This window comes from Bradyrhizobium sp. STM 3566 (assembly GCF_045571445.1).
Lineage (GTDB): Bacteria > Pseudomonadota > Alphaproteobacteria > Rhizobiales > Xanthobacteraceae > Bradyrhizobium > Bradyrhizobium vignae.
The window spans coordinates 2,680,355-2,706,272 of the sequence record NZ_CP120692.1; the positions used below are offsets into that span (position 1 = coordinate 2,680,355).

Below are 25,918 nucleotides of genomic sequence, written 5' to 3' on the forward strand. Positions count from 1 at the left end.
AGGGGCGGGTCCTAAGGCCATCAATTGCTGTGCTCAGGCGTGCCGGTAGCGGAAAGCTGTCTCAGAATGCCGATGAGCCTTTCCAGATCTTCAGCGCCAATATCGGTACCGAGATCGCCATGTATGAGCCGATTGCGCTTTTCTGAGAGCAGCCTCATTTGGTCGGCGTCGGTAGGGGTCAATAGCCCCTCTTGACCTAGAACTTCGACGAGGCGGCTAGGCGTCTGCGGACGGTCGAAGCGACCTGCGACCGACGCCCTGCCTTCGGCCTCGAACGTTGCCCATGCAAGCAAGAAGGCGGCACGCAAGGCGTCTATGTCGCGCAGCCTTTCGATCTCACTCAGAGCACCTTCGATTGCCTGACGCGACTGCACCGGAAGCGTTGTACCCAAAGATGTGGGGGCAACAAACAGCACCTTCAACTCCCACTCTCGCTGTTGAGCGAAGCGAGCGGCAACGTCTTTCAGACGTTCGTTCTGTCGCGTCGATGGTCTAGCGACCTCAAGAACGATTTTCTTTCCGTTTCCAGTTGCGACAGCATCGGGAACGAAGTCTCCGAGAAAGTCAGGAACCAGTGGAGCGCGGGGATGCACGAATACGTCGTATCCCTCCGACTCTAAGCGTGCGATCTCCCTCTGTAAAACCTGCTCCTCACTCCCAGATTCGGTCATCGCAGTTCCTCGAAGGGATCGTTGGATACCCTTACATATAGTAAAAACTCTAAGGGAAACTCGATTTCCATCCAGCGAACCCGCGCCCACGCCACGATGTTACCGAGGCGTGCGCCGGTGTCAATTTCACTTAGGGGTAGAAGGAGCCGCGGCCTATCTGGGTTTGCGCCTCACCCCCCGTAGCTCTGCACCAGACTTCCCGCCACCAGCGACCAGCCGTCGACCAGCACGAAGAAGATCAGCTTGAACGGCAGCGAGATCGTCGCCGGCGGCAGCATCATCATGCCCATCGACATCAGTACCGAGGCGACGACGAGATCGATGATCAGGAAGGGCAGGAACAAGAGGAAGCCGATCTCGAAGGCGCGCTTCAGCTCGGAGATCATGAAGGCGGGGACGAGAATGCGTAAGGCGAGATCGTCGGGCGTGGCTGGCGGTGCCTCGCCGGAGAGATCCAGAAACAGCTTGAGGTCCTTCTCGCGCACGTTCTTCTGCATGAAGCCGCGCAAGGGGACGGAGGCGCGCTGGAGCGCATCCTCGACGCCGATCTGGCTGGCGACGAGCGGACGGATGCCCTCGTCGTAGGACTTTTGCAGCACCGGTCCCATCACGAAGAAGGTGAGGAACATCGCCAGCGCTATGATCACCGAGTTCGGCGGCGCAGTCGCGGTGCCCATCGCGGTGCGCAACAGTGACAGCACCACCACGATGCGCGTGAACGACGTCATCATGATCAGGATCGACGGCGCGATCGACAGCACCGTGAGCAGCGCGATCAGCTGGATCGCGCGTTCGGTGACGCCGCCGCCAGCGCCGCCGCCAAGATTGATGCTGATGTCCTGGGCATGCGCCGGCATCGCGAGCGAGGCCGCGCTGAACAGGACAGAAAGGAAAAGAACTCTACGCGGGAGGGCCGGCAATCTCACGAAGACGGCTTCGGACGGCCGAGCAGGGAGGCCATCTCGTCTTCGAGATTTTCAAAGCTGGTCTTTTCCGCGGCCGGCTTTGCAGGCGGGGCCGGCGGCGCCGGCGGCTCGTTGCGTGCGGCGCGCGGGGGAGCGGGCGGCGGTTCCGGTGCAACCGGAGGCGCGACCGTTTCGCCGGCCGGGCGGCGCAGCGCAGCCTCCAACCGCTGCGCCATCTCGGCGAGGTTCTGCTCGGCGCTCGAGGGCGTAGCGGCAGGTGCCGTCGGCGGAACGGCCGGAGCCTGCGGCACGGGCGGAGGAGGCGGTGGTGCAGCGGCGCGCTCGGCGCGCACGGGCGGCATCTTCGTCGGCTCGTTCCCGCGCGGCGGGCGCGGCATCAGCGGCGGCTCGCCGCGGGGGATGCGCGGCGGCAGCGGCTCGGGCCGTGGTTCGCGATCCGGACGTGGCGCGACCGGCTCGGGCGTAAAGCCCCCCAGGGGCGGCTCGCTGCGGCGCTCGGCCAGTGCAGGAGCAGGCCGGCGCACCTCGTCGGCGAAGGATGGGCGCGCGGGCCGCGGCGGCGGCTCGGGCATTTGCGGCTCGGGATGATCGAGCAGTTCGGGGCGCGGTGCTTCATCCGCCCAGCCGCCGGCATCGGGCATGGGGGCGAGGCGCGGCGGTTCGGCGGCGCTCGGACGTTGCGGGAGCTGGTCGCGGCTGGGCGCGGCGCGAACGATATTGGGCTCGACCACGATGTCCGTGGGGCCGCCGATCATCAGCAGGTGCTCGACATTGTCACGCCGGACCAGCACCAGACGGCGGCGGCCATCGACCGCGGCTGCGTCGATCACGGCGAGGCGGGGCATCCGGCCGCGCTGTGTGTTGGCGCCCAGCCGGCTGCTGCCGAATCGACGAACCAGCCATGCAGCGACGCCGATCAACGCCAGAACGACGATGAACGCGACGATGAAGGTGATAGGGCTGCCTTGCATACTTGTCCCCGACAAATGGCGCTTTTCTCGTGCCGATGGTCAGATTCGCCAACCACGGCGGACGATGCCCCAAACTGCGATTAGTTAACGTTCCACGGCAAGTTTTGCCGTCCCCAACTCTTAATAACCCATGAATCGCCCGATCCAAAACGACTTCTTGCCCAGTCCATGCGCCGCCAAACGGTTGGGTTAATGCCACTTTTCGGGGCGTAGAATCACGGGGCCGCAAGATCGTGCCTCGCTTGGGGACATGCGTCACGAGCGTCCTTAACCAGCTGTTAACCATACAGGCGGCAAATTCTGCCTAGCTTCGGACCTCAAGGTCCGCAAGGGGCGGAAGGAGCCGCGACGATGTCCATCAACGACCTCCCGGTGCTGTCGGCGCTTCGTACCAAGATGCAGTGGCACCAGGAGCGCCAGCGCGTCCTGGCCGAGAACGTCTCCAACTCCGATACGCCCAAGTTCCGGCCGCGCGACCTGGTCGAGCCGAAGCGCGACAAGACCGGCGCCGTTACGGGCTCGATGGGCCCCCTGGCGCTGACCGTCACCAGCGCCTCGCACATGAAACCATCAGGCGCGGCCTCGGGCTTCGACCAGAACAAGAATGCCGGCTTCGAGACGCGCCCTGCGGGAAACGCCGTCAATCTCGAGGAGGAGATGATGAAGGCCGCCAGCAACCAGATGGACTACGCGGCGGCGACCTCGCTCTATTCGAAGAGCCTGCATCTGCTCAAGACAGCGATTGGCAAGGGCTAGCGCATGATCCGGGAACAGCAGAGCTAGCGGAGGCAGATCATGGCGAATGACAGCAGCGACTTTGCCCGCTCGATGGCGATCGCGACCTCCGGCCTGCGTGCGCAGGCCGGGCGCATGCGGGTGATCTCGGAAAACATCGCGAACGCGGATTCGACGGCGCAGACCGCCGGCGGCGATCCCTATCGGCGCAAGGTTCCGACCTTCTCCTCCGCGCTCGACCGCACGCTCGACGCGCAGGTCGTCACGCTCGGCAGAATCAAGCCCGACCAGTCCGCCTTCCGCGTCAAATACGAGCCGAACAACCCTGCGGCGGATGCGGGCGGCAACGTCAAGTATCCCAACGTGAACTCGGTGGTCGAGATGACCGATATGCGCGACGCGCAGCGGTCCTACGAGGCCAATCTGAACATCATCAGTGCGACGCGCCGGATGATCCAGCGCACGCTCGACATCCTCAAGAGCTGAACAGGACACCTTAAGCCATGGCATCACCGACAATCGCCGCCAATGCTTACGCCAATCTCGCCCGCGTGCTGGAGAACAGCGGCGCCGGCAAGGGCAGCGAGCCGAGTGGGCAATCCTTTGCTTCGCTGCTGAAGGACGCCGTCGGCAGCGTCATGGATTCCGGCCGCAAATCCGACGCGCAGACTGTGGCGATGGCAGCCGGCAAGGCCAACGTGATGGACGTGGTGACGGCGGTCGCAGACACCGACGTCGCGGTGTCCACGCTGGTCTCGGTCCGCGACCGCGTGATCGCAGCCTATGAAGACATCATGAAGATGCCGATCTGATTTTTCGCGCTGGCGCTCGCCCCAGGCGTCATCGCGAGCGCAGCGAAGCAATCCAGAATCTTTCCGCGGTGGCAGTCTGGATTGCTTCGCTTCGCTCGCAATGACGAGGAGGGAGCGTTCGTTCCTCGCCGTGGTGGCGGGATGAAGATTGAACAAGGAATTCTGACCATGACCGGACCCGAGACCCTCGACGTCGCACGCGATGCGATCTGGACCATCGTGATCGTGTCCTCGCCGCTGATGGTGGTCGGTCTCGTGGTCGGCGTCGTCGTGTCGCTGTTCCAGGCGCTGACGCAGATCCAGGAGCAGACGCTGATCTACGTGCCGAAGATCCTGGCCATCTTCGCCACGATGCTGTTGGCGCTGCCATTCATGGCCGACTCGCTCCACGCCCACATGCTGCGGATCTCGTCGCGAATCATCGGCGGCTGAGGCACAATGCGTGAACTATGCGCATCGACGTCTCGCTGCTGCCGGCGCTCGCCGCTTCCTTCATGCTCGCCTTCGCCCGGGTCGGCGCAATGGTGATGCTGCTGCCCGGCCTCGGCGAGACCAACATCCCGACGCGGATCAAGCTGTCGATCGCGCTGCTGCTCACGCTGATCATCCTGCCGCTGCATCGCAATGCCTATCATGTCGACATGGGGTCGCTGGCGCCGCTGCTGGTGCTGATGCTGCATGAGATCGCGATCGGTATCGTGCTGGGCGCGACCGCGCGCGTGACGTTGTCGGCGCTCCAGGTTGCGGGATCGGTGATCGCGCAGCAGATGGGGCTCGGCTTCGTCACTTCGGTCGATCCGACGCAGGGACAGCAGGGCGTGCTGGTGGGCAACTTCCTGACCATGCTGGGGGTGACGCTGCTGTTCGCGACCGACAGCCACCATCTGGTGATCGCCGCACTGAACGACAGCTATACGATCTTCTCGCCGGGCGAGACCGTATCGAGCGGCGACGTCGCCTCGCTGGCAACGCGCGCCTTCGCGGCCGCCTTTCGCCTCGGCCTGCAGCTCTCGGGACCGTTTCTGGTGTTCGGCCTCGTCTTCAACATCGGGCTCGGTGTGCTGGCGCGGCTGATGCCGCAGATGCAGGTCTATTTCGTCGGCGTGCCGCTGTCGATCTTCGCAGGCTTCCTGGTGCTCGCCGTGGTGCTCACCGCGATGATGGGCACCTTTCTCGACTATTTCATCGGTGTCATGCACCAGATGATGCCGCTCAAGTGACAGGGGTCGATCGATGGCGGACGACAACGATCCCGAAAGTCAAACAGAAGACCCGACGCAAAAGCGCCTCGACGATGCGCTCGAACGCGGCGACGTCGCCAAGAGCCAGGAGATCAACACCTGGTTCATGATGGCGGGCGGCACACTCGTCGTCTCGACCTTCTCGGGCTCGGTCGGCAGCGGGCTGCTGACACCGATGCGCAACCTGCTCGCCAATTCCTGGATGATCAAGACCGACGGGAAGGCCCTGCTCGCGCTGACCCAGCAGATCGAGTTCGCCGTCCTTGCCGCGATCGGCGTGCCCCTGTTGATGCTGGTGCTGGCGGCCATTGCCGGCAACATGCTGCAGCACCGTCTGGTGTGGTCGGCCGAGTCCCTCAAACCCAAATTCAGCAAGATTTCGCCCGGCGCCGGCTTCAAGCGCATCTTCGGCAAGCAGGCGGCCGCCAATTTTCTCAAAGGCATCGGCAAGCTGGTCGCCCTCAGCGTGGTCATGACCATGATCCTGTGGCCGGAGCGGCATCGCATGGAGGCGATGGTCAGGCTCGATCCGGCGGCCATGCTCGGCGCCAGCACCAGCATGACCATTCATCTGCTCGGCGCGGTGGTCGCGGCGCTCGCGATCGTCGCCATCGCCGACTATTTCTTCCAGTACCGCAGCTGGTTCCAGCGGCAGAAGATGTCGCTTCAGGAGATCAAGGAGGAGTTCAAGCAGTCCGAAGGCGACCCGCACATCAAGGGCAAGATCAGGCAGCTGCGGCAGCAGCGCGCCAAGAAGCGCATGATGGCGGCGGTTCCCAAGGCGTCCGTGATCATCACCAACCCGACCCACTATTCGGTGGCGCTGTCCTACGAGCGCGGCATGACCGCGCCGATCTGCGTCGCCAAGGGCGTCGACAACCTCGCCTTCAAGATCCGGGAGATCGCGCGCGAACACGACATTCCGATCGTCGAGAACGTGGCGCTGGCGCGCGCGCTCTACGCCACGGTCGACATCGACCAGGAAATCCCGACCGAGCACTATCATGCCGTCGCCGAAGTCATCGGCTATGTCATGCGGCTGAAGCGCGGATTCGGCGGCGGGCGGGGGTAAAAGACCCGAAAAGTACCGGAAATGGCCGTAATCTGGGAATCAGCGTACCTTTCGCCCCTGCTGCCCTTGCACCTCAGGGTCCGATTCAGGCAGGGAGGACCCCACGCGCCCCGCGGCGCGTTGATTCTCTGCCGACAGGCTGCGCCAGCTCGAGATGACTGCTGAGACCGACCACGACCTCACACGCGAGCCCGTTGCGACGCAAGAGCCGTCGCCGCGCTCGGGCAGCATCGCGCTGGTGCTGCTGGTGGCCGCGGGCCTCGTCGCGGTCGCCGTCGGGCTGATGACGCTCGGGCGCGCGCAGGCGCAGCCCTATATCCTCGGCATCCTCGCCGTGCTGGCGATGGTCGGCCTGTTCAACCTGTTCGCCTTTGCCGCCGGCATCATCCGCTTCGCCGACCGTAATCTCGACGACCCGATCATCGCCCGCATCTCCGATCACGCATTTGACGGGCTCGCCGTCACCGACGCGCGCGGACACGTGGTCTATTCCAACGCGGCCTATCTGACGCTGACCGGCGCCAGCGGCCCGCAGGACGTGCGGCCCGTGGAGCGCGTCTTCATCGGCAACCCCGACGTCTCCGAAGCCGTGTTCCGCCTGCTCAAGGCCGCCCGCGAGGGCAAGCGCCAGCAGGAAGAGGTACGCATCTCCGGCCACGACGGCAGCCAGGGCCGCTGGCTGCGCATGCGCGTGCGCCCCCTCGGCACCGGCAAGCGCGAGGCGAAATATGCGGTGTGGTCGATCGCCGACATCACCCGCGACCGCGAGCGCCAGGAGGACGTGTTCCAGGAGCTGCAGCACGCGATCGAATATCTCGATCACGCGCCGTGCGGCTTCTTCTCGGTCAATCCGGCCGGCGAGCTCGCCTACGTCAATGCGACGCTGGCGAACTGGCTCGACTACGACCTCGCCGAGATCGGCTCGGGCGGATTGAAGTTGACCGATATCGTCTCCGGCGACGGCGCCTCACTGCTGACCTCGATCGTGGCGGTGCCGGGCGAGGTGAAGACCGAGGTCTTCGACATCGACCTGCGCATGCGCACCGGCAAGACCATGCCGGTGCGGCTCTATCACAAGCTCGCCTTCGGCGCCGACGGCGCGCCGGGGCCGTCGCGCACGCTCGTGATCAGCCGCGCCCGCGACGAGCGCAGCGATCCCGACCGCGCCGCCGAAGTCCGCTTCATGCGCTTTTTCGACCATACGCCGATGGCGATCGCGACCGTCGACCGCGCCGGCAACGTCGTGCGCGCCAACGCGCGCTACGCCAAGCTCGGTCAGGCGCTGGGGCTGGACAGCGCCTCGAAGTCGATCTTCCGCGCGGTCAATTCGCGCGACCGGCACCTCTTGATCGCGGCCATCAACCAGGCCGCGGAAGGCCAGGCCGACATCGCGCCGGTCGAGGTGGCGCTGGAGGGGACCAAGGAGCGCTGGGGCCAGTTCTTCGTCACGCCGGTGGATGCCGCCGAGAACGAGGCGGAAGCCGCCATCGTGCACATGCTCGAGACCACCGAGCGGCGCGCGTTGGAGAACCAGATCAACCAGTCCCAGAAGATGGAGACGGTCGGCCAGCTCGCCGGCGGCATCGCCCACGACTTCAACAACGTGCTGTCCGCCATCATGATGGCGAACGACTTCCTGCTGAACGCGCATAAGCCGACCGACCCGTCGTTCCAGGACATCATGCAGATCAAGCAGAACGCGACGCGGGCCGCGACCTTGGTGCGGCAGCTGCTGGCATTCTCGCGGCGGCAGACGCTGCGGCCGCAGGTGCTCGATCTCGGCGACGCGCTTTCCGATCTCACCATGCTGCTGCGCCGGCTGATCGGCGAGAAGGTCAAGCTCGACCTCGTCCATGGCCGCGACCTCTGGCCGGTGAAGGTCGACGTCTCCCAGTTCGAGCAGGTGATCGTCAACCTCGCGGTGAACGCGCGCGACGCCATGCCCGATGGCGGCAAGCTGATCATCCGCACCGCCAACGTCACCACCGACGACGCAGGCAAGCTCGCCTACAAGGGCATGCCGGCTGCGGATTATGTCCGGATCGAGGTCGCCGACACCGGCACCGGCATTCCCGCCGACATCCGCGATAAGATCTTCGAGCCGTTCTTCTCGACGAAGGAAGTGGGTAAAGGCACCGGCCTCGGGCTCTCCACCGTCTACGGCATCGTCAAGCAGACCGGCGGCTTCATCTACGTCGATTCCGAGCCGGGGCAGGGCACCTCGTTCCACATCTTCCTGCCGCGCCATCTCGCCGAACCGGAGGTGCAGGTCGAGCAGCCCGCGGCTGTGGCCAGCGCGACCAATGGTGCCGCGAAGGAAGCAGCGCCTGCGGCGACGGAGGCCAAGCCCCGCACCGACCTCACCGGGCAAGGCACCATCCTGCTGGTCGAGGACGAAGAGGGCCTGCGCGCCTTGAACGCCCGCGGCCTGCGCTCGCGCGGCTACACCGTGGTCGAGGCCGAGAACGGCGTCGAGGCCATGGAGGTGCTGGAGGAGCAGAGCGGGGCGATCGATCTCGTCGTCTCCGACGTCGTCATGCCCGAGATGGACGGCCCGACGCTGCTGAAGGCGATGCGGGAAAAGAACCCCGACATCAAGTTCATCTTCGTCTCCGGCTATGCCGAGGACGCCTTCGAGAAGAGCCTGCCCGAAGGCCAGCAGTTCGACTTCCTGCCCAAGCCCTTCACACTGAGCCAGCTCGTGGCGGCGGTGAAGGAGACGATGACGAAGCAGGGGTGAGGCGAGGGCCGCTTCCGCATTCTCAGTCATTGCGAGCACAGCGCAGCAATCCAGAATCGTTCCGCGGTGGCAGTCTGGATTTGCTTCGTCGCAATTGCTCCTCGCAATGACGTGGCGAGAGAGCCACGCCTCCAATGACGAGGAAAAAGCGGAATTCCGGCCGTATAGCCGCCGGTATCCCTCGACCACCGTTCCCTCGCGCCCCCGGCCAAACCCCCGCGAAATATGGGCTTTTGCCACATCCCCGCGACTGAGGGCCGCAGCCATAAGTTCCGAAACCGGCTTCACTTTTCGGGAAGTCTGCCCATCTTAGGCGCACGTCCCCATGCCGGGGATTTGGGAAACGCACATGACTTTCTCGCTACGCTCCCGCAATCTCTTCAAGATGATCGCCATCGTGCTGGCGCTTGCGCTGCCGACCGCGCTGGCGATGTCGTCCGCCGACGCGCGCGTCGGTGGCGGCATGTCGTCGGGTTCGCGCGGTTCGCGCACCTATTCGGCACCGCCGTCGACCACGACCGCACCGGGCTCGACCTCGCAGTTCAACCGCACCTACACCCAGCCGGGTACGGGCATGAATTCGGCTGCTTCCGCGCCGGCGCGCGGCGGCCTGTTCGGCCGCGGCGGCGGCTTCCTGGGCGGCCTTGCGGCCGGCTTCCTCGGTGCCGGCCTGCTCGGCATGCTGTTCGGCGGCGGCCTGTTCGGTGGCCTCGGCGGCCTGTCCTCGATCCTCGGCCTGATCATCCAGATCGCGCTGGTGGTGCTCGTGGTGCGGCTGGCAATGTCCTGGTGGCAGCGTCGTCACGCCCCGCGGGCGGCCTATGCCAATGCTGACGCCGGCGCAGCGCCCGGACCGCAGACGAACTATCGCAGCGGCCTCGCCGGTGGCCTTGGCGGCTTCGGGTTCGGCGCCAACAACGCCCCGCTCGAGATCAAGCCGGATGACTACGAGGCGTTCGAGCGCCTGCTCGGCGAGATCCAGACCGCCTGGTCGAACGAGGATGTGGCCAAGCTGCACACGCTCGCGACGCCGGAAATGGTCTCGTATTTCGAGCAGGATCTTGCGCAGAACCGCGCGCGCAACGTCGTCAACAAGGTCACCAACGTGAAATTGTTGCAGGGCGACCTCGCGGAAGCCTGGCGCGAAGGCGAGACCGACTACGCCACGGTGGCGCTGCGCTTCGCACTCACCGACAAGACGATCGACCGCAACACCGGCGCGATCGTTGCTGGCAGCGAGCAGCCGGGCGAGGCGACCGAGATCTGGACCTTCGCCCGCCGGCCGGGCACCGGCTGGGAATTGTCGGCGATCCAGCAAACCAACTGATCGCAAGCGATCTAGCAAGGAGGGGCGTCGTGCTCAGGCACGGCGCCCTTTTCATTTGAGGCCACCACTCTCGCCACGCGTCGGCTGCGTGCTAGATTGGTCCGTCGCTCCACGCTCACGGACCACTTCCATGAAATACGAGCTCTACTACTGGCCTGAGATTCAGGGCCGCGGCGAATATGTGCGGTTGGCGCTGGAGGAGGCGGGGGCCGCTTACGTCGACGTCGCGCGCGGCCCGCGCGGAACGGCTGCGATGATGAAGATGATGGATACGCAGAAGGGCACGCCGCCTTTCGCGCCGCCGTTCTTGAAAGCGGGCAAGCTCGTCATCGGGCAGACCGCCAACATCCTGCTCTATCTCGGCGCCCGCCATGGGCTTGCGCCGAACACGGAAGCCGGCAGGCTCTGGGTGCACCAGCTTCAGCTCACCATCACCGACCTCGTGGTCGAGATCCACGACACCCATCATCCGCTCGGGCCCTCGCTCTATTATGAGGATCAGAAGGCGCCGGCGAAGAAGCGCACGGCCGAGTTCTGGGGCGAGCGCGTGCCGAAATATCTCGGCTATTTCGAGCAGCTTCTCGCCGGGGGCGGCGGCACCTATGTCACCGGTCGCCGCCTGACCTACGTCGACCTCTCGCTATTCCAGATCGTCGATGGACTGCGCTATGCCTTCCCCAAGCGCATGAAGGCGTTCGAATCCGATGTCCCAGGTCTTGTGGGTCTGCACGACCGCATTGCCGCGCGGCCGAACATCAAGGCCTATCTCGAAAGCGAGCGCCGCATTCCCTTCAACGAGCAGGGCATCTTCCGGCGCTATCGCGAGCTGGATCATTAGCCGCTTTCGTGCGGACCATGAGGTGCGCTCACCAGACGCCGGGGATGAGGCGATAGTGCACCCGCGCCGCATAATCGGTGTAGCCCGGCAGGCCCTCGCGCAGCGTGCGCTCCTCGATCAGGATGCGGACGGCGAGCAAGGCGATGAAGAGCGGCATCATCGCAAGTCCCCACCACGAGCCCAGCAGCAGCGGCAGGCCGGCGAAGAACAGGACCATGCCGCTGTACATGGGATGGCGGACACAGGCGTAGGGACCGGTCGAGATCACGCGCTGCGCGCGGTCGGCTTGCAGCTTCACCACGGGCGCGGCGAACGAGTTCTCGCGGAAGACCCACATGGTGAACAGCGCGCAGAGCAGGAACAGCAGGAAGCCGAGAATCAGCAAGGCAAGCGGCATCTCGGATGCGAGCGAACGCCGGTCCAGCCCCATCACGATCAGCCAGGCCAGCATCGCGACGATGAACGCGGTGATGAAGGCCTTGTCGGCCGGAGGCTGGTCCCTCTGGATGACCGGACGCAGACGCTCCGCCAACAATGCCGGATCCAGCCGGTAGAGCCACCAGCCGCAAAGCGGACCGAGCAGAGCGGAGGTAATGAGGAACGCCCACGCCGAAGGCCAATCCAGCGTGCCGGCGGCCCCGAACAACAGCGCGCCCATCGCGATGGTGAAGATCGTGTTCTGCAGCAAGAGACGTGCGATCATGCGCAGCTCCCAAGACTCGGGCGCGCATGATATTGGTCCGGCTATCCGGCAAAGATGCGGCCGAGACGCGCGCAACGGCCGATCGACCGGATCGGCCGCTTCGGCTTTGGCAAGCCTGATCAGGCGAGTTGATCGATCCGCGTGCCCTGACCCGGCGGCAGCGGCGCGGGCGGCTGCGGCTTAAAGGTCGGATCCTCGTCCTTGACCTTGGTCTGATCGTCCTGCTGCTTGGTCGTGTCGTAGCTCGGCACCACAATCGCGATCGGCGGCGGTGCAACGGTGGAAACCTTCATCCGCAAATCCTCACACATGAATACAATCGAGCGTGTCCTGCGATGAGCGAAATTTCCTTCAAGGCAATCGTTAAAATGCAAGGGATCGGGCATGGGATCCGTTTTGCTTCCGCAAGCATACGATCGGAGAGGACAACGGCTCTCTCCTCGTCATTGCTGTGCATGTTCAATAATTCGCTGATTGGATCGCTCCAGCGGAGGAACGATCCGATGCGAGACAACAGCTATGACCGAACGGTTGAACGCAACTATCTGCAGAAGTGGCGTTTTCTGATTTCGGAGTATGAGGCGGTGAAGGCTGGCCGATCGCCGCTGTTCAAGCGGGTCGGCGACTTCTACCGGCACCACGGGACCTGCTCGCAGACGTTCCGCAAGTATTACAATCGCTATCTGCAGAGCGGCGAGGACGCGGATCTGCTGCCGCGGCGGCGCGGCCCGAAGTGGCGGGAACGGCGCGAGCCGGAAGGGATCGAGGCGGAGATCGTCGCCCATCGCAAGCGGGGGATGAACCGTTATGAGATTCATGCCGTCTTGCGCGAAACGCGCGACACGGTACCTTCGCCGATCACGATCTACCGGGTGCTGAAGCGCCACCGCCTGAACCGCCGCACGCCGGCGATGCGCGAGGAGAAACGCCGTATTATCAAGGACAAGCTCGGGGAGCTGGGCCACGTCGATCTGCATCAATTGCCGCGCGATATGTTCCTCGCGCCACCCCCGGTCACGGCCTACATCATCAGCCTGATCGACAGCTGCTCGCGTCTGGCCTGGGCCGAGGTCCTGACATCCAAGAAGGCGCTGCCGGTCATGTTCAAGACCCTGAAGATGATCAACACCCTCAACGTCACCTATGGGCTCGTCTTCCAGGAAATCCTGTCCGACAACGGCGCCGAGTTCGCCGCCCGCACCAAGCCGGCCGAGCATCCATTCGAGGCCATGCTGCTCGAGCTCGGCATCAAGCACCGCTACACCAGGCCCTATCGGCCGCAGACCAACGGCAAGGTCGAACGCTTCTGGCGTACCCTCGATGACGACGTCATCGACGGCGCGACCTTCGACAACCTGGACCACTTCGCCAATGAACTGTTCGAGTACCTCGTCTACTACAACAACCACAGACCCCATCAGGCCTTGGCAGGACAAACTCCCAAGGCTTTCGCCGCTTCCAAGACCACCGCGATCCAATCAGCGAATTATTGAACATCGACAATTGCGAGCGAAGCGAAGCAATCCAGAGTCCCTCGGCGGAAAGATTCTGGATTGCTTCGCTGCGCTCGCAATGACCGAGTGTGTGGCGGCCGGCGAGGCGATGCCTCGCGTCGCGAGCGCGTGGCCGAAGAGAAGGCGAGTGTCCTATTCGTCCTTGCCGCGCGTGATGGCGATGGACGCCTCCGTCTTGGTGCGCGTGCATTCCATGTTGAGTCGCCGATAGCGCATGTTGATCTTGTCGCCGCGCAATAGGCCCATCCGCTTCAGGCAGCGCGTCGCGCCCGTCGTGGTGTCGTCCTTGGTCACGGTGAAGACGATCGCCGCCATCGATCCGACCAGCGCATAGAACTCCGGCTTCGGCTTGCGATCACTCTTGGCATAGAGCTCGATCGAATACTTGTCGCCACGGCAGCCCACCGACAGCTCCTTGGCGGCCGGGTGCGAAAGATAGACGATGTTGGCGGCGCGGAAATTCACCTTGAGGCGGTCGATCTGGTTCGCCAGCTCCTTGGCGCTGTCGTCACAGCGATCGGCGTGCGCAGGCGAGGAGAGGGTCACAAGACCGGTGATGGCGGCGGCGACCAGGATCGCGCCGCGGACGTTCAGTTTCAAAATCATGATGAAAAGCCCCTTAGGGCGCGCATTCAAGCGTCGCCGGGTGCGAAGCGCAAGGGCAGGGTCTTCCTTGCTGGCAGGTGCGTGACATAAAGAACACATGAGCAAGGAGCAGGTAAAGGCAATCCTGGACCGCGTTCTGACCTGGCCGCCCGAACGCCAGGAGGACGCAGCGAAGATTCTGATGCTCATGGAGTCGCAGGACTACAGCGTCTATCGGCTAACCGACGAGCAGGTCGAGGAGGTTCGCCGCCGTCGGTCGGATTCCGAATGCGCGACGGCTCACGCTCGAGGAGTTCAAGGAGCGCCTCAAGTAGTACTTCAAGCAGCACCCGGGCGAATGAAGGTCGTCAGTCACGAGTCGGCGGCTCGTGATCTCGATGAGATCATTGACTGGATTTCCCAGGGCAATCCCATTGCAGCCGCCCGTATAGCATCGGGGCGAGGATCGAGTGTCTTGCCGCTTCAGGCCTGCCCAACATAGGTCGTCCGGGTCTGCTTGAAGGGACGCGGGAGCTTGTGGAGGCTCCCTACGCGGTCGATCAGTCAGACCAGGTGGCGAGGGATCGTGAAATCCAGGGGTCCCCATGAGCCGGGCGGGCTTCCCGGGCGCTTCCCTTTGCGGCAAAAAAGCTTAGAACGCTTCTATGCTGAGAGGCCCGCCAGGGCCGCAAAACCCCGAGATTTGCCCCATGAACGCTCCCACCGCTTTCCCCGACCAGTCCAAGCCTGTTCCGCCCTACAAGCACACCCCGCTGTTCCCGCTGGGCAAGGACGAGACACCCTACAAGAAGATCTCGTCCGAGGGAGTCAGGGTCGAGAAGGTCCTCGGCAAGGACATGTTGGTGGTGTCGCGCGAGGCGCTGCGGGCGCTGTCGGAAGCGGCATTTGGCGACATCAACCATTATCTGCGGCCCGGCCATCTGAAGCAGCTCCGCTCGATCCTGGAGGACAGCGAGGCGAGCCCGAACGACAAGTTCGTCGCGCTGGACTTTTTGAAGAACGCCAATATCGCCGCCGGCGGCGTGCTGCCGATGTGCCAGGACACCGGCACCGCGATCATCATGGGCAAGAAGGGCTGCAACGTCATCACCGACGGCGACGACGAGGCGGCGCTGTCCGAAGGCGCGCGCGATGCGTATCTGCGCCGCAATCTGCGCTATTCGCAGGTCGCGCCGCTTTCGATGTATGAGGAGAAGAACACCGCCAACAACATGCCGGCGCAGTGCGAGATCTACGCCGAGGGCGACGACGCCTACAAGTTCATGTTCATGGCGAAGGGCGGCGGCTCCGCCAACAAGAGCTTTCTGTTCCAGGCGACGCCCTCGGTGCTGACCAAGGACCGGCTGCTCGCTTTCCTCAAGGAAAAGATCCTGACGCTGGGCACCGCGGCGTGCCCACCCTATCATCTCGCCATCGTGATCGGCGGCACCTCGGCCGAGCTCTGCATGAAGACGGTGAAGCTCGCCTCCGCCCGCTATCTCGATGCTCTGCCGACCCACGGCTCGCCTGATGGCAACGCCTTCCGCGACATCGAGATGGAGAAGGAAATCCACAAGATGACGCAGTCGCTCGGCGTCGGCGCGCAGTTCGGCGGCAAATACTTCTGCCATGACGTCCGCGTGATCCGCATGCCCAGGCACGGCGCTTCGCTGCCGATCGGGCTTGGCTTGTCGTGCTCGGCCGACCGCCAGGTGCTCGGCAAGATCACCAAGGACGGCGTCTATCTCGAGGAGCTCGAGCACAACCCGGCGCAATATCTGCCACAGGTCGAAGAGTCGCTCGGCGGCGAGGTCGTCAAGATCGATCTCAACCAGCCGATGAAGGACATCCTGGCGACGTTCTCGAAATATCCGATCAAGACGCGGGTCTCGATGACCGGCACCATGATCGTCGCGCGCGATAGCGCCCATGCCAAGCTGCGCGAGCGGCTGGAGAAGGGCGAGCCGCTGCCGGATTATTTCAAGAACCATCCGGTCTATTACGCTGGTCCCGCCAAGACGCCCGAGGGCTACGCCTCCGGCGCGTTCGGTCCGACCACCGCGGGCCGCATGGATTCCTTCGTCGACCAGTTCCAGGCCGCGGGCGGCTCGATGGTGATGGTGGCCAAGGGCAACCGCGCGCCGGCCGTGCGCGAGGCCTGCAAGAAATACGGCGGCTTCTATCTCGGCTCGATCGGCGGCGCCGCGGCGAACCTCGCCGAGCACTGCATCAAGAAGGTCGAGGTGCTCGAATATCCCGAGCTCGGCATGGAAGCGATCTGGCGCATCGAAGTCGTCGACTTCCCCGCGTTCATCATCATCGACGACAAGGGCAACGACTTCTTCAAAGAGTTGAATTTGGGCTAGCTGCTCCATCCGCGCTCATGTGCGGACGATGATGCCCGTGCCCTAACAATCGTCATGCCCGGGCTTGTCCCGGGCATCCACGTTCCTGGTGCGGCGAAGAAGACGTCGATGGCCGGGATAAGCCCGGCCATGACGGCAGGAAGCTGCGACGTTCTAAAGCATGATCCGGAAAAGTGCGAAGCGGTTTTCCGGAAAGATCATGCGTAAACAACAAGCTAAAGCGCGATGACGATTCATCCAAATCTCATCGCGCTTTAACTGCAATTCGTGACTTGATTCGAGCACAGCGCGCGCCACCAGCCGCGGACGCCATCGTGGCTCTCGACGAGACCCCAGAAGCCGCTGCAGGCCAAGATGCGTTTCGGTCCGCCGTCGCCATCAATCGGTCCGCCGAGTTCGCGTTGTGCTGGCGTCCATTTGGCATCGATGAAAGGCGCCTGGAACAGCCCGCCCGCGCGCGTGTAGCCATTGGCGTAATTCGCCCCGACCTTGTTCGACGCGACCCAGCCGCGTCCGGCATAGGGCTTTGGCGCACTGCGCGGATATCGCTTCTCGTCCTCGTAGTCCTTGCCCGGGGGCCTCGCGCCTTCGATCAGAAACCAGCCGCCCTTGAAACCGATGATGCGGAATTCGGTGAGCCAGCCGCCGTCGGGAGTGTTCTCGGCGCCGCCAAGCTTCAGCCGGTAGGGCGGCGGCAGAGTGCCGAGCACACGCGCCGTCGCTGACGGCTCGGCGCGCACGTTGAGGCCGTTGGGATCCTTGTCGATGGACCAGGCGCCGAGACTGCAGGGCTCGGTGCCATCAGGGAGCGTCGTGCGCCTGCCGGCGAGCTCGGCGTGCAGCTTTGCGAAATCGCTGTCGTCGTCATCGCGATCGTTGCGCGGCTTGATCTCGGCTGACACCGCGCGTGTAGCGTCGGGTGTGAGCGTGACGACGAGGGCCTGGCGCGCCGCGAACACGCTCGCCGGTGTCTTCGGATCGTTCGATGTCGCGGGATAGACGGCGAGATAACCGGTCGAACCCTCGGTTCGGTAGGCGGTGCCTGCAATATAGCCTGCCGGCACCATGGCGAGCGCACTTGCGCGCCACGCCGGTTCGGTGTCATCGGCGCGCGCGGCTTGTGCCGCGACAGACAGCACCGCCGCGGCGATGAGACGGAGCGGGCGCATCATGGGGCGCGCGGCGTTAAAGCGCGATGAAATTTGGATGAATCGTCATCGCGCTTTAGCTTGTTGTTTACGCATGATCTTTCCGGAAAACCGCTTCGCACTTTTCCGGATCATGCTTTAGGCCCGCGCGCCCGTGAACGGGAAGCTGCCCATCGGACCGATGCCCATCTCGCCGCTGATGCTGTCGCCGGAGACCGTGCCGGTGAATTCGAGCGTCAGCGGCATCGGGTTGGTGATCGAGACCTTCCAGGAGACGTTGTTGCCAGAGACGGTGCCGTCGAAGATCTCGGCCGTATTACCTTCCGCGCCCTGCGTGCCCGTGAGCGTGCCGTCCGCAGCGGTCAGGCTCAGCGTCGCCTGGCGCTCGCCCATCGGCGTCGTCATGGTCAGATTCCAGTTGCCGTCTACGGCCATTCCCGTCTCCCGAGCAAATTTCGGCGGTCCGCGACCATCCGCGGCCGTCCTGAGCGAGCCTATAGCTCAACTCGCAGTTCCTGCCCAACCCTGCGATAGGGCATTTAGGCGCGGGCGGCGGCGCGCCGCCGGCTGGTGACGACGAGCCGCAGCACCACATACTGCACGGCGAAGGCCAGGATCTTGGCGCCGCCGGCAACCACCGTGATGTAGAACGCCCACAGCTTCAGATCGCCCGTGGAGGCGACCACGATCATGCCGACGCCGATCACGAACATCAGCCCCGCCCAGACGTAGCCTGCAGCCGTGACATATTCCGGAACTGTATCGGCGACGATCGGCGGCATGTAGCGCAGCATCCAGCCGCGCTTGAGCATGATGAGGCCGATCGCGAAATGCGCGATCGAGGGTTTTGCCAGCATGAAGCGCGGATCGTTGGTCAGCAGCGTGACCGTGCCCAGCACGACGACGAGCGCGAGGCTCGCATAGGTCATGTAGTTGAGCGGCTGCCCCTTGACGCGGGCGTAGATCACCTGCGCGATCGCTCCGGCGATCGCCACCGACGTCGCCAGGATGACGTTGTCGGTGATGAGATAGACGGCCAGGAAGACGATAGCGGAGAGGAAGTCGGAGGCGAGGCGGGCGAATACGTCCTTCATCATCGATCCTGTTCAGCGGGCGTCGGGAAGAGCGCGGGCGGGCGTACCGTACTTGATCTGGCGATACTCGGGATACCACTTTGTGAAGTAGATCGCACTGTTGCGGGCGGCGAAGGCGACCGCAAGGCTCGACCAGAGCGGCAGGCCGGGGACGTAGAGCAGCACGAGATTGGCGGCCGCCATCAACAGCGCGGCCGCGGTCCACGCGCCGGTGATGATATAATTGGCGCGGAGAAAGCCGGGCATTGCCGCCGTCTCGGCCGGTACCGATTCGAGCGCATATTGCAGCGTGAAGGGATGGCGGACCAGCATCGAGCCGAGCGAGATCAGGAAGATGCCGATGTCGACCAACAGCTTGATGCGGAGCGTGTCGATTGCCGGGTCGAACAGCGCGAGGGAGAGGCCGATCGCGGCGAACATGACGGCCGAGCCTACCGCGAGGATCTTCACGGAGCGGCCGCGCACCACATCGATCGCGACGGTGACAAGACAGATCGCGCTGGCCGCGAACACGCTGATCATGGCCGAGGTCACCAGCGTCAGGAAAGTGAAGGCGCCGTAGGGCGCGAGGATCAGGAAAATCGTCATGGGCGCCTCGGTCATGCCAATCTTTACGATGTAAAGATCAATAATTCAGAGGCGAAGCCGGGTCAAGCGAAATCTTTACAGTGTCAAAATAACATAGGTAACTTCCAAGAGATGAAGTGCTGCAACGGCTTGGTCGGACACTTCGTCGGCCAATTCCGCCCAGGGCAGGCGCGACAGGAGTGGCAGCGCGGCGGCGGCCAAGAGGCCAAGGCAGAGCAGGACGCCGCCGTTGAAGACGACATGGCGGCTCCGCCGCAACCGGATCATCTGAAAGGCGAGTGCAGCGCCGGTCAAGGCGAGGACGGCAAGGCAGTCTGCGAAGATCGAGGGCATGTGCATGGAAAAGTCCTCTTTCGTCATTCCGGCGCGCGCGTCAGCGCGAGCATCCATCGGGCAGCAACACGTGTCGCGAAATGAATCCCGGGCTCGCGGCAATTGGCGCGCCACGGAATGACGGGAGCTACCCGGCTCCCACCCAATTGCCGTGGAAGCCGTCGGGCACGCGGTGGCCGAGCTGCACCAAGGCGGCGGGGCCAGCCTCGATGTCGGTGGCATTGAACACGGCGAGGTCGCTGCGGTTTTCCCGCGCGCGCCAGATCACCGCGAGCAGCCAGCCATCGCCCTCGGCCGCATCTTTCGACCGCTCGACGAACACCGGCTCGGAGATGGTGTCGCCGGCCGGCAGCAGATAGTGGCCGAGCCGCCTGCCATTGCCGTCGACATGAACGATGCCTGAGAGCGCGCCGAACATCGGCAGCTTCGGATTGGCGCAGGCGTACCAGCCGTGACGGCTCTTCAGCCCGGCGCGACGATCGTCGATACGCGGGAATTCGCCGGTGAGATCGTCGAGATATGTTTGCTGGAAACGGTCGGTATTGCCTGAGAGATCGAAGGTCCAGCGGCAGTGGCGCGCGCGCGATTTTTCCGGATCTGTCGGCCGGCCGTCGGGATGCGGAAACAGCGGCGCCTCCTCGAATTGCATGACGTCAGCGACGATGCGGTCGCCGTCCTCCCACGCATTCATGACGTGGAACACGTAGCAGGCCTCCGCACGAAACCAGACGATGTCCTTGGCCGTGCCGCTGCGCTTCATCACCCCGACATAGGCACCCTTGTCCGGCTCCCTGGCATAGGGCGGGCGTCCGCTCATCGCGCGCTCCATGCTGCCGGTGATGGGCAGGATGGGAAACAGCACATGGTTCGCGGTGACGATGAAGTCGTGCACCATGCTGGCATAGGGGGCCTCGAACCGCTCGAAGCGCGTCGCCTTGCCGGAGGCGTCGATCGATCCGTAGGAGAGAGCGGGCGTCAGCGGACCTGCGGCGTTGTAGCCGAAGAACACGAGCTCACCGGTGAGGGGGTCGATCTTCGGATGCGCGGTAAAACTGCCGACGACGCGGCCCAGATAGTTGTGATAGCCGCGCGTCGCCAGCGTGCCCGGCTCGATCTCGGTCGGCAGATGCGCTTCTTCCAGCGCCAGCAGCTTGCCGGCATGGAAGATGATGTTGGTGTTGGCGACGCCGCCGTCCGTGAGGTTGGCAGGGGCGTGCGGCAGCTTGCGGCCGAAGCCGCCGAACAGCGCGCGGCCGGCGTCGTGCTCGGCGAGCCATTTCGGCGTGCGGACCCAGCGGTTGCGATAGCTCGCACGTCCGTTCTCGATATGGAAGGCGTGCAGCATGCCGTCGCCGACAAACCAGTGCGCGCCGGGCGAATCGAACTGCGGATTGGGGCCGTTGCGATAGAGCGTGCCGTTCAGCTCTCGGGGCAATTCGCCGACGATCTTGAGGAATGGTGCGTCAGCCTCGAACGGGATCGGCGCGATATTGTTGCGGCGCTCGGTGATGGCGTCGTGCTGCACGGCGATCCCTCCTATCTTTACATCGTAAAGATCGAATAGAGCCGATCGCGGCGTCCGTCAAGTGAAATCTTTACACTGTCAATATTGCGTCATATAGCTTGCAAATGGCCAAGACCGACACCAAGAGCGAAACGGCGCGAAGCTCGCGTACCCCCAGAAGAACGATCTCGACCGCGGCATCGCATCCACCACGCCGCGCGACGAGCGCGAAAACCGAGACGCCGTATCATCACGGCGCCCTGCGCGAAGCGCTGCTCCTGGCCGCCGAACGCGTGCTCGAGCGCGATGGGCTTGCCGGCCTGACCTTGCGCGCGGTGGCACGCGAGGCGGGCGTCTCGCATGCCGCACCGACGCACCATTTCGGCGATCTCACCGGTCTGCTCAGCGAGCTTGCGGCGGTCGGCTTCCGCCAATTCAACGCGGCGATGGCGTCGGCCTGTGACAGCGCGACCACGCCGCTGGAACGCGCGCTGGCGCGGCCGAAAGCCTATGTCGCCTACGCGCAGGCCCATCCCGGCATGTACGGCATCATGTTCCGCACCGAGCGCCTCGATTATTCCAGGCCGTCGCTGCACGAGGCGGCCGAAGCCTCTTTCGCCGGGCTTGCGAATGCCATCGCCACCATGCGGCAGGAGCGGATCAGCGGCGATACGCTGACGCTGGAGCAGGGCGCCGCGATCGCGCGGGCCTGGTCGATGGTGCATGGCTTCACCATGCTGCTGCTCGACGGCCGGCTCGAGGATATTTTGCAGCGGCTGCCGGCAGGCACCACGGCGGAGCAGCTTCTGGAGGCGATCTTGAAGTCGACCTACGCCGCGAAATTTCCGACGTAGGGCCGCTGCTCGCTCAGTGCATGGTCGCCAGCTCGATCGCGCGGCCACGCGTGCCGACGATCTTCACCTCGTCCTTGCCGCATGTGAAGCTGCGCGCCAGTTCGTCGGCCGCCTTGCGCGCGAGCTCGTTGGCATCAGCATTGGCGGCGGCATCGACATAGGCGACGTGGCAGACCGGGCCCGGTGGTAGCCGCGTCACGACCAGCATGGCCTTGGTGTTCGGCCTTCCCTGCTTATCGGGATCGGCGTTGTCGGCGATGTGCCAACGCTGGATCATCGCAAACGGCTTTGCGCCGGCCGCGCGCCATTCGACGGTGGTCTCGGACGAATTGAACGGCGCGAACCAGGTCTTGGCCGCCGGTTCCTCGGCGGCTTGCTTGCGATTGCGGCCGACCGACACGGTCTCGCGAAGATCATCCTCGGCAATCAGCACCATCAGACCGTCCTTGCCCGGACACACCCGCATGGTGCTGCCGTCGAGCGTGCTGGGCTTGCCGATTTGGCGGCAATCTTTTGCTGCCGTCGAGGTGTAGGTGCTGCCCGCGGATTGGGCGCCGGCGCCGTTTGGGCCGACGCAAGTCATCAAGACAGCCAAGCCGATGCTGACAATGCGGTTCATATGCGGCTTTCGATGCAGCGGGAACTCGGTACCATCAGACGTCTTGATTGTGGGCAAGGTTCAAACAATGACAGGATATACCTGACAGCGGCGCGGAATCGTTCTAGAAGAGCGGCTTCGCTTTAAGCCGATCCGGCCTTGTTCGCGTTCTCATTCCCTTGATCATGCCAGTCACCTCCAACAAACCTTATCGCGTCGGCCGCTCCAAGACCGGGCTCGGCCTCTTCGCCACCAAGCCGATCAAGAAGGGCACCCGGATCATCCGCTATTTCGGACCAATCCTGGACTCGCGGATTCCCGAGCAGGACGAGATCGAGAACAAATATCTGTTCGAGCTCAACGGGCGCTGGACCATCGACGGCTCCGTGCGCAAGAACCTCGCCCGCTACATCAATCATTCCTGCCGGCCCAACGCCGAGTCCGACGTCCGCCCACGCGAGCGCAAGGTCTATATCCGCGCCATCAAGAACATCGAACCGGGCGACGAGATCAACTACGATTACGGCACCGACTATTTCAAAGCCTATCTGAAGCCGATCGGCTGCAAGTGCGACTCCTGCGAGAAGAAGCGCAAGAAGCTCCGCGCCGAAGCGCGGGCCGAACGGGCCAAGGTGAAGGCGCGCACCGAGCGTAAGGCGACCAAGAAGGCGCCGACAAAAACGGCGAAAAAGAAGAAGCTCAACGGCCACGCCGTCGGCAAGCCCAACGGCCGCGCGCGGGGTAGCCCGCGCTTGCACTTCTAGCTCCGCTGTCATGCCCCGGCTTGCCGCCTTCGCTAAAGCTCCGGCGTGCCGAGCACCTTTGTGGCCCGGCGTAGCCTGGGCGGACACGGGACCAGGGCATCCAGTACGCCGCGGCTTCTCCGCGTACGACTACGGCCTCTGGAATACTGTCGTCGCCCGGTCGAGCCGGGCAACGACAGCGCGTGGTGAAGGACGAGCCGGGTCTCACGCCGCCACCACATCCGCGCTCTTCCGCAATCCCAAAAATTGCAGCTCCGCAAACATGCCGGTCGCGATCGCCTGCGCCACGATCATTAGCGCGCCCGCAAGGTTCGGCGACACCGCGCCAGAGAGCAGCAGCGCGATGCTGCCGACCGTCCAGGCCCCGTTGCCGATCACGACCAGCAGGATGAGAGGTTTCGCGACTGTGGCCCGCGAGGCGAGCCAGCCCACCAGGGCGGTGTAGGCGATCAGGAACAGGCCGGTCTCGCGCAGCAGCGCTTCGGGCAGATTGAACAGCATTGCGACCGCGCTCGCGCCGAAGGCGAAGCCGAGAGCGGCAACGCCGCTGAAGATGGCGTCGGCGAGCAGGGCACGGCGCAGGAAGATGGATGCGTCGATCATCGTAGGTCTCCTTTGGGCTGGGGTGGAATTCAGTGCCGTCCGCGCCACCAGGCGCGGAGCAGGCGGGCGAGGCGGAATGGGCAGAGGCTCTTTCCGACGCCGTGCTCGAAAGCGATGACCTGCGCGAGGACATAGTCACCGGTCGAATGCACCAGCGGCTCGGGCATGTTGAGGCTGCGCGCCAGCATCCGGGCTGCGAACGCCATGGCCCAGGGCAAGACGTGGTCTGCGACGGTCCGATAGAGCAGCAGCGCGATCATGGGTCTCTCCTGTTGCGACCCAGGATGCGCGCGCCGGCGCCCCATTTCGATTACCTCGTGGGTAATGGAAGGACCGAAATCCGCATGTTAGGTTTTCGGTCATGAACGCACATGCATCCACGGCACGGACCGAACGCAGCCAGCCGATCCATATCGGCGATCACCTGCGCGAATGGCGGCAGCGCCGCCGCATGAGCCAGCTGGATCTCGCGGGCGAAGCCGAGATCTCGGCGCGGCATCTGAGCTTCGTCGAGACCGGCCGGGCCGCGCCCTCGCGCGACATGGTGCTCAGGCTGGCCGAACGCCTCGACGTGCCCCTGCGCGAACGCAACGTGCTGCTGGTCGCGGCCGGTTACGCGCCGGCCTTCCCGCAGCGACCGCTGGAGGATCCCGCCTTGAAATCAGCCCGTCAGGCGATCGACCTCGTCTTGAAAGCGCATGAGCCCAATCCCGCGCTTGCGGTGGACAGGCACTGGAACCTCGTCTCCGCCAACCGCATGGTGGCGCCGCTGCTCGACGGCATCCCGCAGCATCTGCTCGGGCAGCCCTTTAACGTGCTGCGGCTCGCCTTCCATCCCGAGGCGTTGGCGCCGCGCACGGTCAACCTCGCCGAATGGTGCGGGCATCTGCTGGAGCGGCTGCACCGCCAATGCGAGGCCACGGCCGACCCGGAGCTGATCAAGCTCTACAACGACTTGAAGAGCTATCCCGTCCCGGCGCGTTCGGCTCCGCTGTCGAGCGACAATGTCGCCATTCCATTCAAGCTGCGTCTTGGCGGGGAGATACTAAGTTTCTTCTCCACCACCATGGTGTTCGGCACGCCCGTGGATATCACGCTCTCGGAGCTGGCGCTGGAGACGTTCTTTCCAGCGGACGAGCGCACCGCCGAGCGGCTGAAGCAGATCGCGGCAGCCATGACGTAGCGCCCTCATCCGGCGCCCTTGCCTCGGCACGGGTTCGGCTTATGTTTGGGCCAACCTTTACCGCCAAGGAGGCGCCTGACATGAGCACGCTGAAGCCGCTGCAGATCGACGTCGTCTCCGACGTGGTGTGCCCCTGGTGCTACATCGGTAAGCACCGCATCGAGAGCGCGCTGGCGCTGGTGCCCGACGTTCCGGTCAAGCTCAACTTCCGTCCGTTCTTCCTCAATCCCTGGGTGCCGCGCGAAGGCATCAGCCGCGAGGAGTATCTCACGAAGAAGTTCGGCTCGGTCGAAGCCTATAAGGGCATTGCCGGACGCGTCGTTGCGGCCGCGGGCGAGGAGGGCCTCGTCTACAAGCCCGAGCTGGTGGCGCGCCAGCCCAACACGATCGACTGCCATCGCCTGATCCTATGGGCGGACGCGATCGGAAAGGCGCCCGAGATGAAGCAGCGCCTGATGGAGCTCTATTTCCGCGACGGCGGCGATCTCACCGACGTCAACGTGCTGGTGCAGGCGGCCGCTGATATCGGTCTCGACGCGGAGGATGTGCGTAAGCGCCTTGCCACCGACGAGGACGTCGCACGCGTTTCGGCGGACGCGCAGGAAGCCGCCGAGAAGGGCATCTCCGGCGTGCCGACTTACGTGTTCGCGCAGAAATACGCCGTCTCCGGCGCTCAGGATCCGAACCTGCTCGCCCGCGCCATCCGTCAGGTCTCGGAAGAGATCAACGCGCAGGCGGCGGAGTAGTT

At 64.3% G+C, this 25,918-nt stretch carries 31 protein-coding genes; 16 read left to right on the top strand and 15 right to left on the bottom strand.

The annotated features are described in order from the left end of the window. Positions 1-20 precede the first annotated feature (20 nt). The 3 genes from P6U27_RS12610 to P6U27_RS12620 form a co-directional block, all read right to left on the bottom strand. Positions 21-671 (bottom strand): hypothetical protein, encoded by a 651-nt coding sequence (locus P6U27_RS12610; protein WP_407194135.1) that lies wholly within the window; start codon positions 669-671, stop codon positions 21-23. Between the two features lie 170 nt (positions 672-841). Continuing rightward, positions 842-1,597, bottom strand: a complete 756-nt coding sequence (gene fliP / locus P6U27_RS12615; protein WP_407194136.1) for a flagellar type III secretion system pore protein FliP — start codon at positions 1,595-1,597, stop codon at positions 842-844. After that, positions 1,594-2,568, bottom strand: coding sequence for a flagellar biosynthetic protein FliO (locus P6U27_RS12620; protein ID WP_129145423.1), 975 nt, complete (start codon positions 2,566-2,568; stop codon positions 1,594-1,596). Before P6U27_RS12620 ends, fliP begins: the two co-directional genes overlap by 4 nt. Positions 2,569-2,919: 351 nt before the next feature. Between P6U27_RS12620 and flgB the strand changes: the two genes are divergently transcribed. The 9 genes from flgB to P6U27_RS12665 all read left to right on the top strand — a co-directional run bounded on the left by flgB (position 2,920) and on the right by P6U27_RS12665 (position 11,333). Further along, a complete protein-coding gene (gene flgB, locus P6U27_RS12625; RefSeq protein ID WP_407194137.1) occupies positions 2,920-3,324 on the top strand; it encodes a flagellar basal body rod protein FlgB in 405 nt (134 codons plus the stop codon). Between the two features lie 39 nt (positions 3,325-3,363). Beyond that, a complete protein-coding gene (flgC, locus tag P6U27_RS12630; RefSeq protein WP_122402437.1) occupies positions 3,364-3,789 on the top strand; it encodes a flagellar basal body rod protein FlgC in 426 nt (141 codons plus the stop codon). Positions 3,790-3,806: 17 nt separating this feature from the next. Beyond that, positions 3,807-4,115 carry a flagellar hook-basal body complex protein FliE gene (fliE, locus tag P6U27_RS12635; RefSeq protein WP_407194138.1) on the top strand — a complete coding sequence of 103 codons (309 nt, stop codon included), beginning with the start codon at positions 3,807-3,809 and terminating at the stop codon, positions 4,113-4,115. Between the two features lie 168 nt (positions 4,116-4,283). Continuing rightward, complete coding sequence (gene fliQ, locus P6U27_RS12640; protein WP_060736542.1) at positions 4,284-4,547, top strand: flagellar biosynthesis protein FliQ; 264 nt, start codon at positions 4,284-4,286, stop codon at positions 4,545-4,547. Positions 4,548-4,564: 17 nt separating this feature from the next. Then, a complete protein-coding gene (gene fliR / locus P6U27_RS12645) occupies positions 4,565-5,335 on the top strand; it encodes a flagellar biosynthetic protein FliR (protein WP_122402439.1) in 771 nt (256 codons plus the stop codon). Between the two features lie 13 nt (positions 5,336-5,348). Then, positions 5,349-6,428 carry a flagellar biosynthesis protein FlhB gene (gene flhB / locus P6U27_RS12650; RefSeq protein ID WP_122402440.1) on the top strand — a complete coding sequence of 360 codons (1,080 nt, stop codon included), beginning with the start codon at positions 5,349-5,351 and terminating at the stop codon, positions 6,426-6,428. A 154-nt stretch (positions 6,429-6,582) separates the two neighbouring features. Further along, complete coding sequence (gene cckA / locus P6U27_RS12655) at positions 6,583-9,168, top strand: cell cycle histidine kinase CckA (RefSeq protein ID WP_407194139.1); 2,586 nt, start codon at positions 6,583-6,585, stop codon at positions 9,166-9,168. Positions 9,169-9,493: 325 nt separating this feature from the next. Continuing rightward, positions 9,494-10,495 carry a Tim44 domain-containing protein gene (locus tag P6U27_RS12660; RefSeq protein WP_407194140.1) on the top strand — a complete coding sequence of 334 codons (1,002 nt, stop codon included), beginning with the start codon at positions 9,494-9,496 and terminating at the stop codon, positions 10,493-10,495. Positions 10,496-10,625: 130 nt separating this feature from the next. Further along, positions 10,626-11,333, top strand: coding sequence for a glutathione S-transferase (locus P6U27_RS12665; protein WP_407194141.1), 708 nt, complete (start codon positions 10,626-10,628; stop codon positions 11,331-11,333). A gap of 28 nt (positions 11,334-11,361) precedes the next feature. Here the strand turns inward: P6U27_RS12665 and P6U27_RS12670 are convergent, their stop codons facing one another. Next, a complete protein-coding gene (locus P6U27_RS12670) occupies positions 11,362-12,036 on the bottom strand; it encodes an isoprenylcysteine carboxylmethyltransferase family protein (protein ID WP_209296373.1) in 675 nt (224 codons plus the stop codon). Between the two features lie 119 nt (positions 12,037-12,155). Continuing rightward, positions 12,156-12,329 carry a hypothetical protein gene (locus P6U27_RS12675; RefSeq protein WP_164937146.1) on the bottom strand — a complete coding sequence of 58 codons (174 nt, stop codon included), beginning with the start codon at positions 12,327-12,329 and terminating at the stop codon, positions 12,156-12,158. A 210-nt stretch (positions 12,330-12,539) separates the two neighbouring features. Here P6U27_RS12675 and P6U27_RS12680 point away from each other — a divergent pair, with 210 nt between their 5' ends. Then, positions 12,540-13,529 (top strand): integrase core domain-containing protein, encoded by a 990-nt coding sequence (locus P6U27_RS12680; protein WP_407194142.1) that lies wholly within the window; start codon positions 12,540-12,542, stop codon positions 13,527-13,529. Positions 13,530-13,682: 153 nt separating this feature from the next. Here the strand turns inward: P6U27_RS12680 and P6U27_RS12685 are convergent, their stop codons facing one another. Then, positions 13,683-14,156 carry a hypothetical protein gene (locus tag P6U27_RS12685; protein ID WP_209296374.1) on the bottom strand — a complete coding sequence of 158 codons (474 nt, stop codon included), beginning with the start codon at positions 14,154-14,156 and terminating at the stop codon, positions 13,683-13,685. 97 nt (positions 14,157-14,253) lie between these two features. Between P6U27_RS12685 and P6U27_RS12690 the strand changes: the two genes are divergently transcribed. After that, the gene (locus P6U27_RS12690) at positions 14,254-14,637 is read left to right on the top strand and encodes a hypothetical protein (RefSeq protein ID WP_245163300.1); all 384 of its coding nucleotides are present in this window, start codon (positions 14,254-14,256) and stop codon (positions 14,635-14,637) included. Between the two features lie 208 nt (positions 14,638-14,845). After that, a complete protein-coding gene (locus tag P6U27_RS12695; RefSeq protein WP_407194143.1) occupies positions 14,846-16,501 on the top strand; it encodes a fumarate hydratase in 1,656 nt (551 codons plus the stop codon). Positions 16,502-16,755: 254 nt separating this feature from the next. Here P6U27_RS12695 and P6U27_RS12700 read toward each other — a convergent pair whose 3' ends face one another. From P6U27_RS12700 to P6U27_RS12725, 6 genes are all read right to left on the bottom strand, one after another. Further along, a complete protein-coding gene (locus P6U27_RS12700; protein WP_129145428.1) occupies positions 16,756-17,670 on the bottom strand; it encodes an SH3 domain-containing protein in 915 nt (304 codons plus the stop codon). Between the two features lie 117 nt (positions 17,671-17,787). Then, complete coding sequence (locus P6U27_RS12705) at positions 17,788-18,084, bottom strand: hypothetical protein (RefSeq protein ID WP_122402448.1); 297 nt, start codon at positions 18,082-18,084, stop codon at positions 17,788-17,790. 104 nt (positions 18,085-18,188) lie between these two features. Further along, positions 18,189-18,743: an inner membrane-spanning protein YciB gene (locus P6U27_RS12710; protein WP_209296525.1), complete on the bottom strand. Its 555-nt coding sequence runs from the start codon at positions 18,741-18,743 to the stop codon at positions 18,189-18,191. A gap of 12 nt (positions 18,744-18,755) precedes the next feature. Beyond that, positions 18,756-19,331, bottom strand: coding sequence for a hypothetical protein (locus tag P6U27_RS12715; RefSeq protein WP_129145416.1), 576 nt, complete (start codon positions 19,329-19,331; stop codon positions 18,756-18,758). Between the two features lie 75 nt (positions 19,332-19,406). After that, positions 19,407-19,670, bottom strand: a complete 264-nt coding sequence (locus tag P6U27_RS12720) for a hypothetical protein (RefSeq protein WP_122406572.1) — start codon at positions 19,668-19,670, stop codon at positions 19,407-19,409. A 121-nt stretch (positions 19,671-19,791) separates the two neighbouring features. Then, complete coding sequence (locus P6U27_RS12725; protein WP_407194144.1) at positions 19,792-21,189, bottom strand: carotenoid oxygenase family protein; 1,398 nt, start codon at positions 21,187-21,189, stop codon at positions 19,792-19,794. Positions 21,190-21,293: 104 nt separating this feature from the next. On the opposite strand from P6U27_RS12725, the gene P6U27_RS12730 reads away from it, so the two are divergent. Continuing rightward, positions 21,294-22,022, top strand: a complete 729-nt coding sequence (locus P6U27_RS12730) for a TetR/AcrR family transcriptional regulator (RefSeq protein ID WP_129145414.1) — start codon at positions 21,294-21,296, stop codon at positions 22,020-22,022. Positions 22,023-22,035: 13 nt separating this feature from the next. Here the strand turns inward: P6U27_RS12730 and P6U27_RS12735 are convergent, their stop codons facing one another. Next, entirely contained in the window at positions 22,036-22,641 is a 606-nt protein-coding gene (locus P6U27_RS12735; protein WP_407194145.1) for a hypothetical protein, read from the bottom strand. 164 nt (positions 22,642-22,805) lie between these two features. On the opposite strand from P6U27_RS12735, the gene P6U27_RS12740 reads away from it, so the two are divergent. Beyond that, complete coding sequence (locus P6U27_RS12740; protein WP_407194146.1) at positions 22,806-23,384, top strand: SET domain-containing protein; 579 nt, start codon at positions 22,806-22,808, stop codon at positions 23,382-23,384. A 204-nt stretch (positions 23,385-23,588) separates the two neighbouring features. On the opposite strand, the gene P6U27_RS12745 is transcribed toward P6U27_RS12740, so the two are convergent. Both P6U27_RS12745 and P6U27_RS12750 read right to left on the bottom strand, forming a co-directional pair. After that, positions 23,589-23,987: a hypothetical protein gene (locus tag P6U27_RS12745; RefSeq protein ID WP_407194147.1), complete on the bottom strand. Its 399-nt coding sequence runs from the start codon at positions 23,985-23,987 to the stop codon at positions 23,589-23,591. A gap of 29 nt (positions 23,988-24,016) precedes the next feature. After that, a complete protein-coding gene (locus P6U27_RS12750) occupies positions 24,017-24,247 on the bottom strand; it encodes a hypothetical protein (RefSeq protein WP_174221571.1) in 231 nt (76 codons plus the stop codon). Between the two features lie 101 nt (positions 24,248-24,348). Between P6U27_RS12750 and P6U27_RS12755 the strand changes: the two genes are divergently transcribed. Continuing rightward, positions 24,349-25,170 carry a helix-turn-helix domain-containing protein gene (locus P6U27_RS12755; protein ID WP_122402453.1) on the top strand — a complete coding sequence of 274 codons (822 nt, stop codon included), beginning with the start codon at positions 24,349-24,351 and terminating at the stop codon, positions 25,168-25,170. 80 nt (positions 25,171-25,250) lie between these two features. Next, entirely contained in the window at positions 25,251-25,916 is a 666-nt protein-coding gene (locus tag P6U27_RS12760; protein ID WP_122406575.1) for a DsbA family oxidoreductase, read from the top strand. The last annotated feature ends 2 nt before the right edge of the window (positions 25,917-25,918 follow it).

What these genes read in the sequence shown, in the direction of transcription:
- fliE (WP_407194138.1), top strand. Translation starts at nt 3,807, where the DNA reads ATGGCATCACCGACAATCGCCGCCAATGCTTACGCCAATCTCGCCCGC.
- fliQ (WP_060736542.1), top strand. Translation starts at nt 4,284, where the DNA reads ATGACCGGACCCGAGACCCTCGACGTCGCACGCGATGCGATCTGGACC.
- P6U27_RS12610 (WP_407194135.1), bottom strand. Translation starts at nt 671, where the DNA reads ATGACCGAATCTGGGAGTGAGGAGCAGGTTTTACAGAGGGAGATCGCA.
- P6U27_RS12695 (WP_407194143.1), top strand. Translation starts at nt 14,846, where the DNA reads ATGAACGCTCCCACCGCTTTCCCCGACCAGTCCAAGCCTGTTCCGCCC.
- P6U27_RS12670 (WP_209296373.1), bottom strand. Translation starts at nt 12,036, where the DNA reads ATGATCGCACGTCTCTTGCTGCAGAACACGATCTTCACCATCGCGATG.
- flgC (WP_122402437.1), top strand. Translation starts at nt 3,364, where the DNA reads ATGGCGAATGACAGCAGCGACTTTGCCCGCTCGATGGCGATCGCGACC.
- P6U27_RS12745 (WP_407194147.1), bottom strand. Translation starts at nt 23,987, where the DNA reads ATGATCGACGCATCCATCTTCCTGCGCCGTGCCCTGCTCGCCGACGCC.
- P6U27_RS12680 (WP_407194142.1), top strand. Translation starts at nt 12,540, where the DNA reads ATGCGAGACAACAGCTATGACCGAACGGTTGAACGCAACTATCTGCAG.
- P6U27_RS12740 (WP_407194146.1), top strand. Translation starts at nt 22,806, where the DNA reads ATGCCAGTCACCTCCAACAAACCTTATCGCGTCGGCCGCTCCAAGACC.
- P6U27_RS12710 (WP_209296525.1), bottom strand. Translation starts at nt 18,743, where the DNA reads ATGAAGGACGTATTCGCCCGCCTCGCCTCCGACTTCCTCTCCGCTATC.
- P6U27_RS12750 (WP_174221571.1), bottom strand. Translation starts at nt 24,247, where the DNA reads ATGATCGCGCTGCTGCTCTATCGGACCGTCGCAGACCACGTCTTGCCC.
- P6U27_RS12760 (WP_122406575.1), top strand. Translation starts at nt 25,251, where the DNA reads ATGAGCACGCTGAAGCCGCTGCAGATCGACGTCGTCTCCGACGTGGTG.
- flgB (WP_407194137.1), top strand. Translation starts at nt 2,920, where the DNA reads ATGTCCATCAACGACCTCCCGGTGCTGTCGGCGCTTCGTACCAAGATG.
- P6U27_RS12705 (WP_122402448.1), bottom strand. Translation starts at nt 18,084, where the DNA reads ATGGCCGTAGACGGCAACTGGAATCTGACCATGACGACGCCGATGGGC.
- P6U27_RS12755 (WP_122402453.1), top strand. Translation starts at nt 24,349, where the DNA reads ATGAACGCACATGCATCCACGGCACGGACCGAACGCAGCCAGCCGATC.
- P6U27_RS12675 (WP_164937146.1), bottom strand. Translation starts at nt 12,329, where the DNA reads ATGAAGGTTTCCACCGTTGCACCGCCGCCGATCGCGATTGTGGTGCCG.
- P6U27_RS12660 (WP_407194140.1), top strand. Translation starts at nt 9,494, where the DNA reads ATGCCGGGGATTTGGGAAACGCACATGACTTTCTCGCTACGCTCCCGC.
- P6U27_RS12730 (WP_129145414.1), top strand. Translation starts at nt 21,294, where the DNA reads ATGGCCAAGACCGACACCAAGAGCGAAACGGCGCGAAGCTCGCGTACC.
- flhB (WP_122402440.1), top strand. Translation starts at nt 5,349, where the DNA reads ATGGCGGACGACAACGATCCCGAAAGTCAAACAGAAGACCCGACGCAA.
- P6U27_RS12735 (WP_407194145.1), bottom strand. Translation starts at nt 22,641, where the DNA reads ATGAACCGCATTGTCAGCATCGGCTTGGCTGTCTTGATGACTTGCGTC.
- P6U27_RS12685 (WP_209296374.1), bottom strand. Translation starts at nt 14,156, where the DNA reads ATGATTTTGAAACTGAACGTCCGCGGCGCGATCCTGGTCGCCGCCGCC.
- cckA (WP_407194139.1), top strand. Translation starts at nt 6,583, where the DNA reads ATGACTGCTGAGACCGACCACGACCTCACACGCGAGCCCGTTGCGACG.
- fliR (WP_122402439.1), top strand. Translation starts at nt 4,565, where the DNA reads ATGCGCATCGACGTCTCGCTGCTGCCGGCGCTCGCCGCTTCCTTCATG.
- P6U27_RS12700 (WP_129145428.1), bottom strand. Translation starts at nt 17,670, where the DNA reads ATGCGCCCGCTCCGTCTCATCGCCGCGGCGGTGCTGTCTGTCGCGGCA.
- P6U27_RS12690 (WP_245163300.1), top strand. Translation starts at nt 14,254, where the DNA reads ATGAGCAAGGAGCAGGTAAAGGCAATCCTGGACCGCGTTCTGACCTGG.
- P6U27_RS12620 (WP_129145423.1), bottom strand. Translation starts at nt 2,568, where the DNA reads ATGCAAGGCAGCCCTATCACCTTCATCGTCGCGTTCATCGTCGTTCTG.
- P6U27_RS12665 (WP_407194141.1), top strand. Translation starts at nt 10,626, where the DNA reads ATGAAATACGAGCTCTACTACTGGCCTGAGATTCAGGGCCGCGGCGAA.
- P6U27_RS12715 (WP_129145416.1), bottom strand. Translation starts at nt 19,331, where the DNA reads ATGACGATTTTCCTGATCCTCGCGCCCTACGGCGCCTTCACTTTCCTG.
- P6U27_RS12720 (WP_122406572.1), bottom strand. Translation starts at nt 19,670, where the DNA reads ATGCACATGCCCTCGATCTTCGCAGACTGCCTTGCCGTCCTCGCCTTG.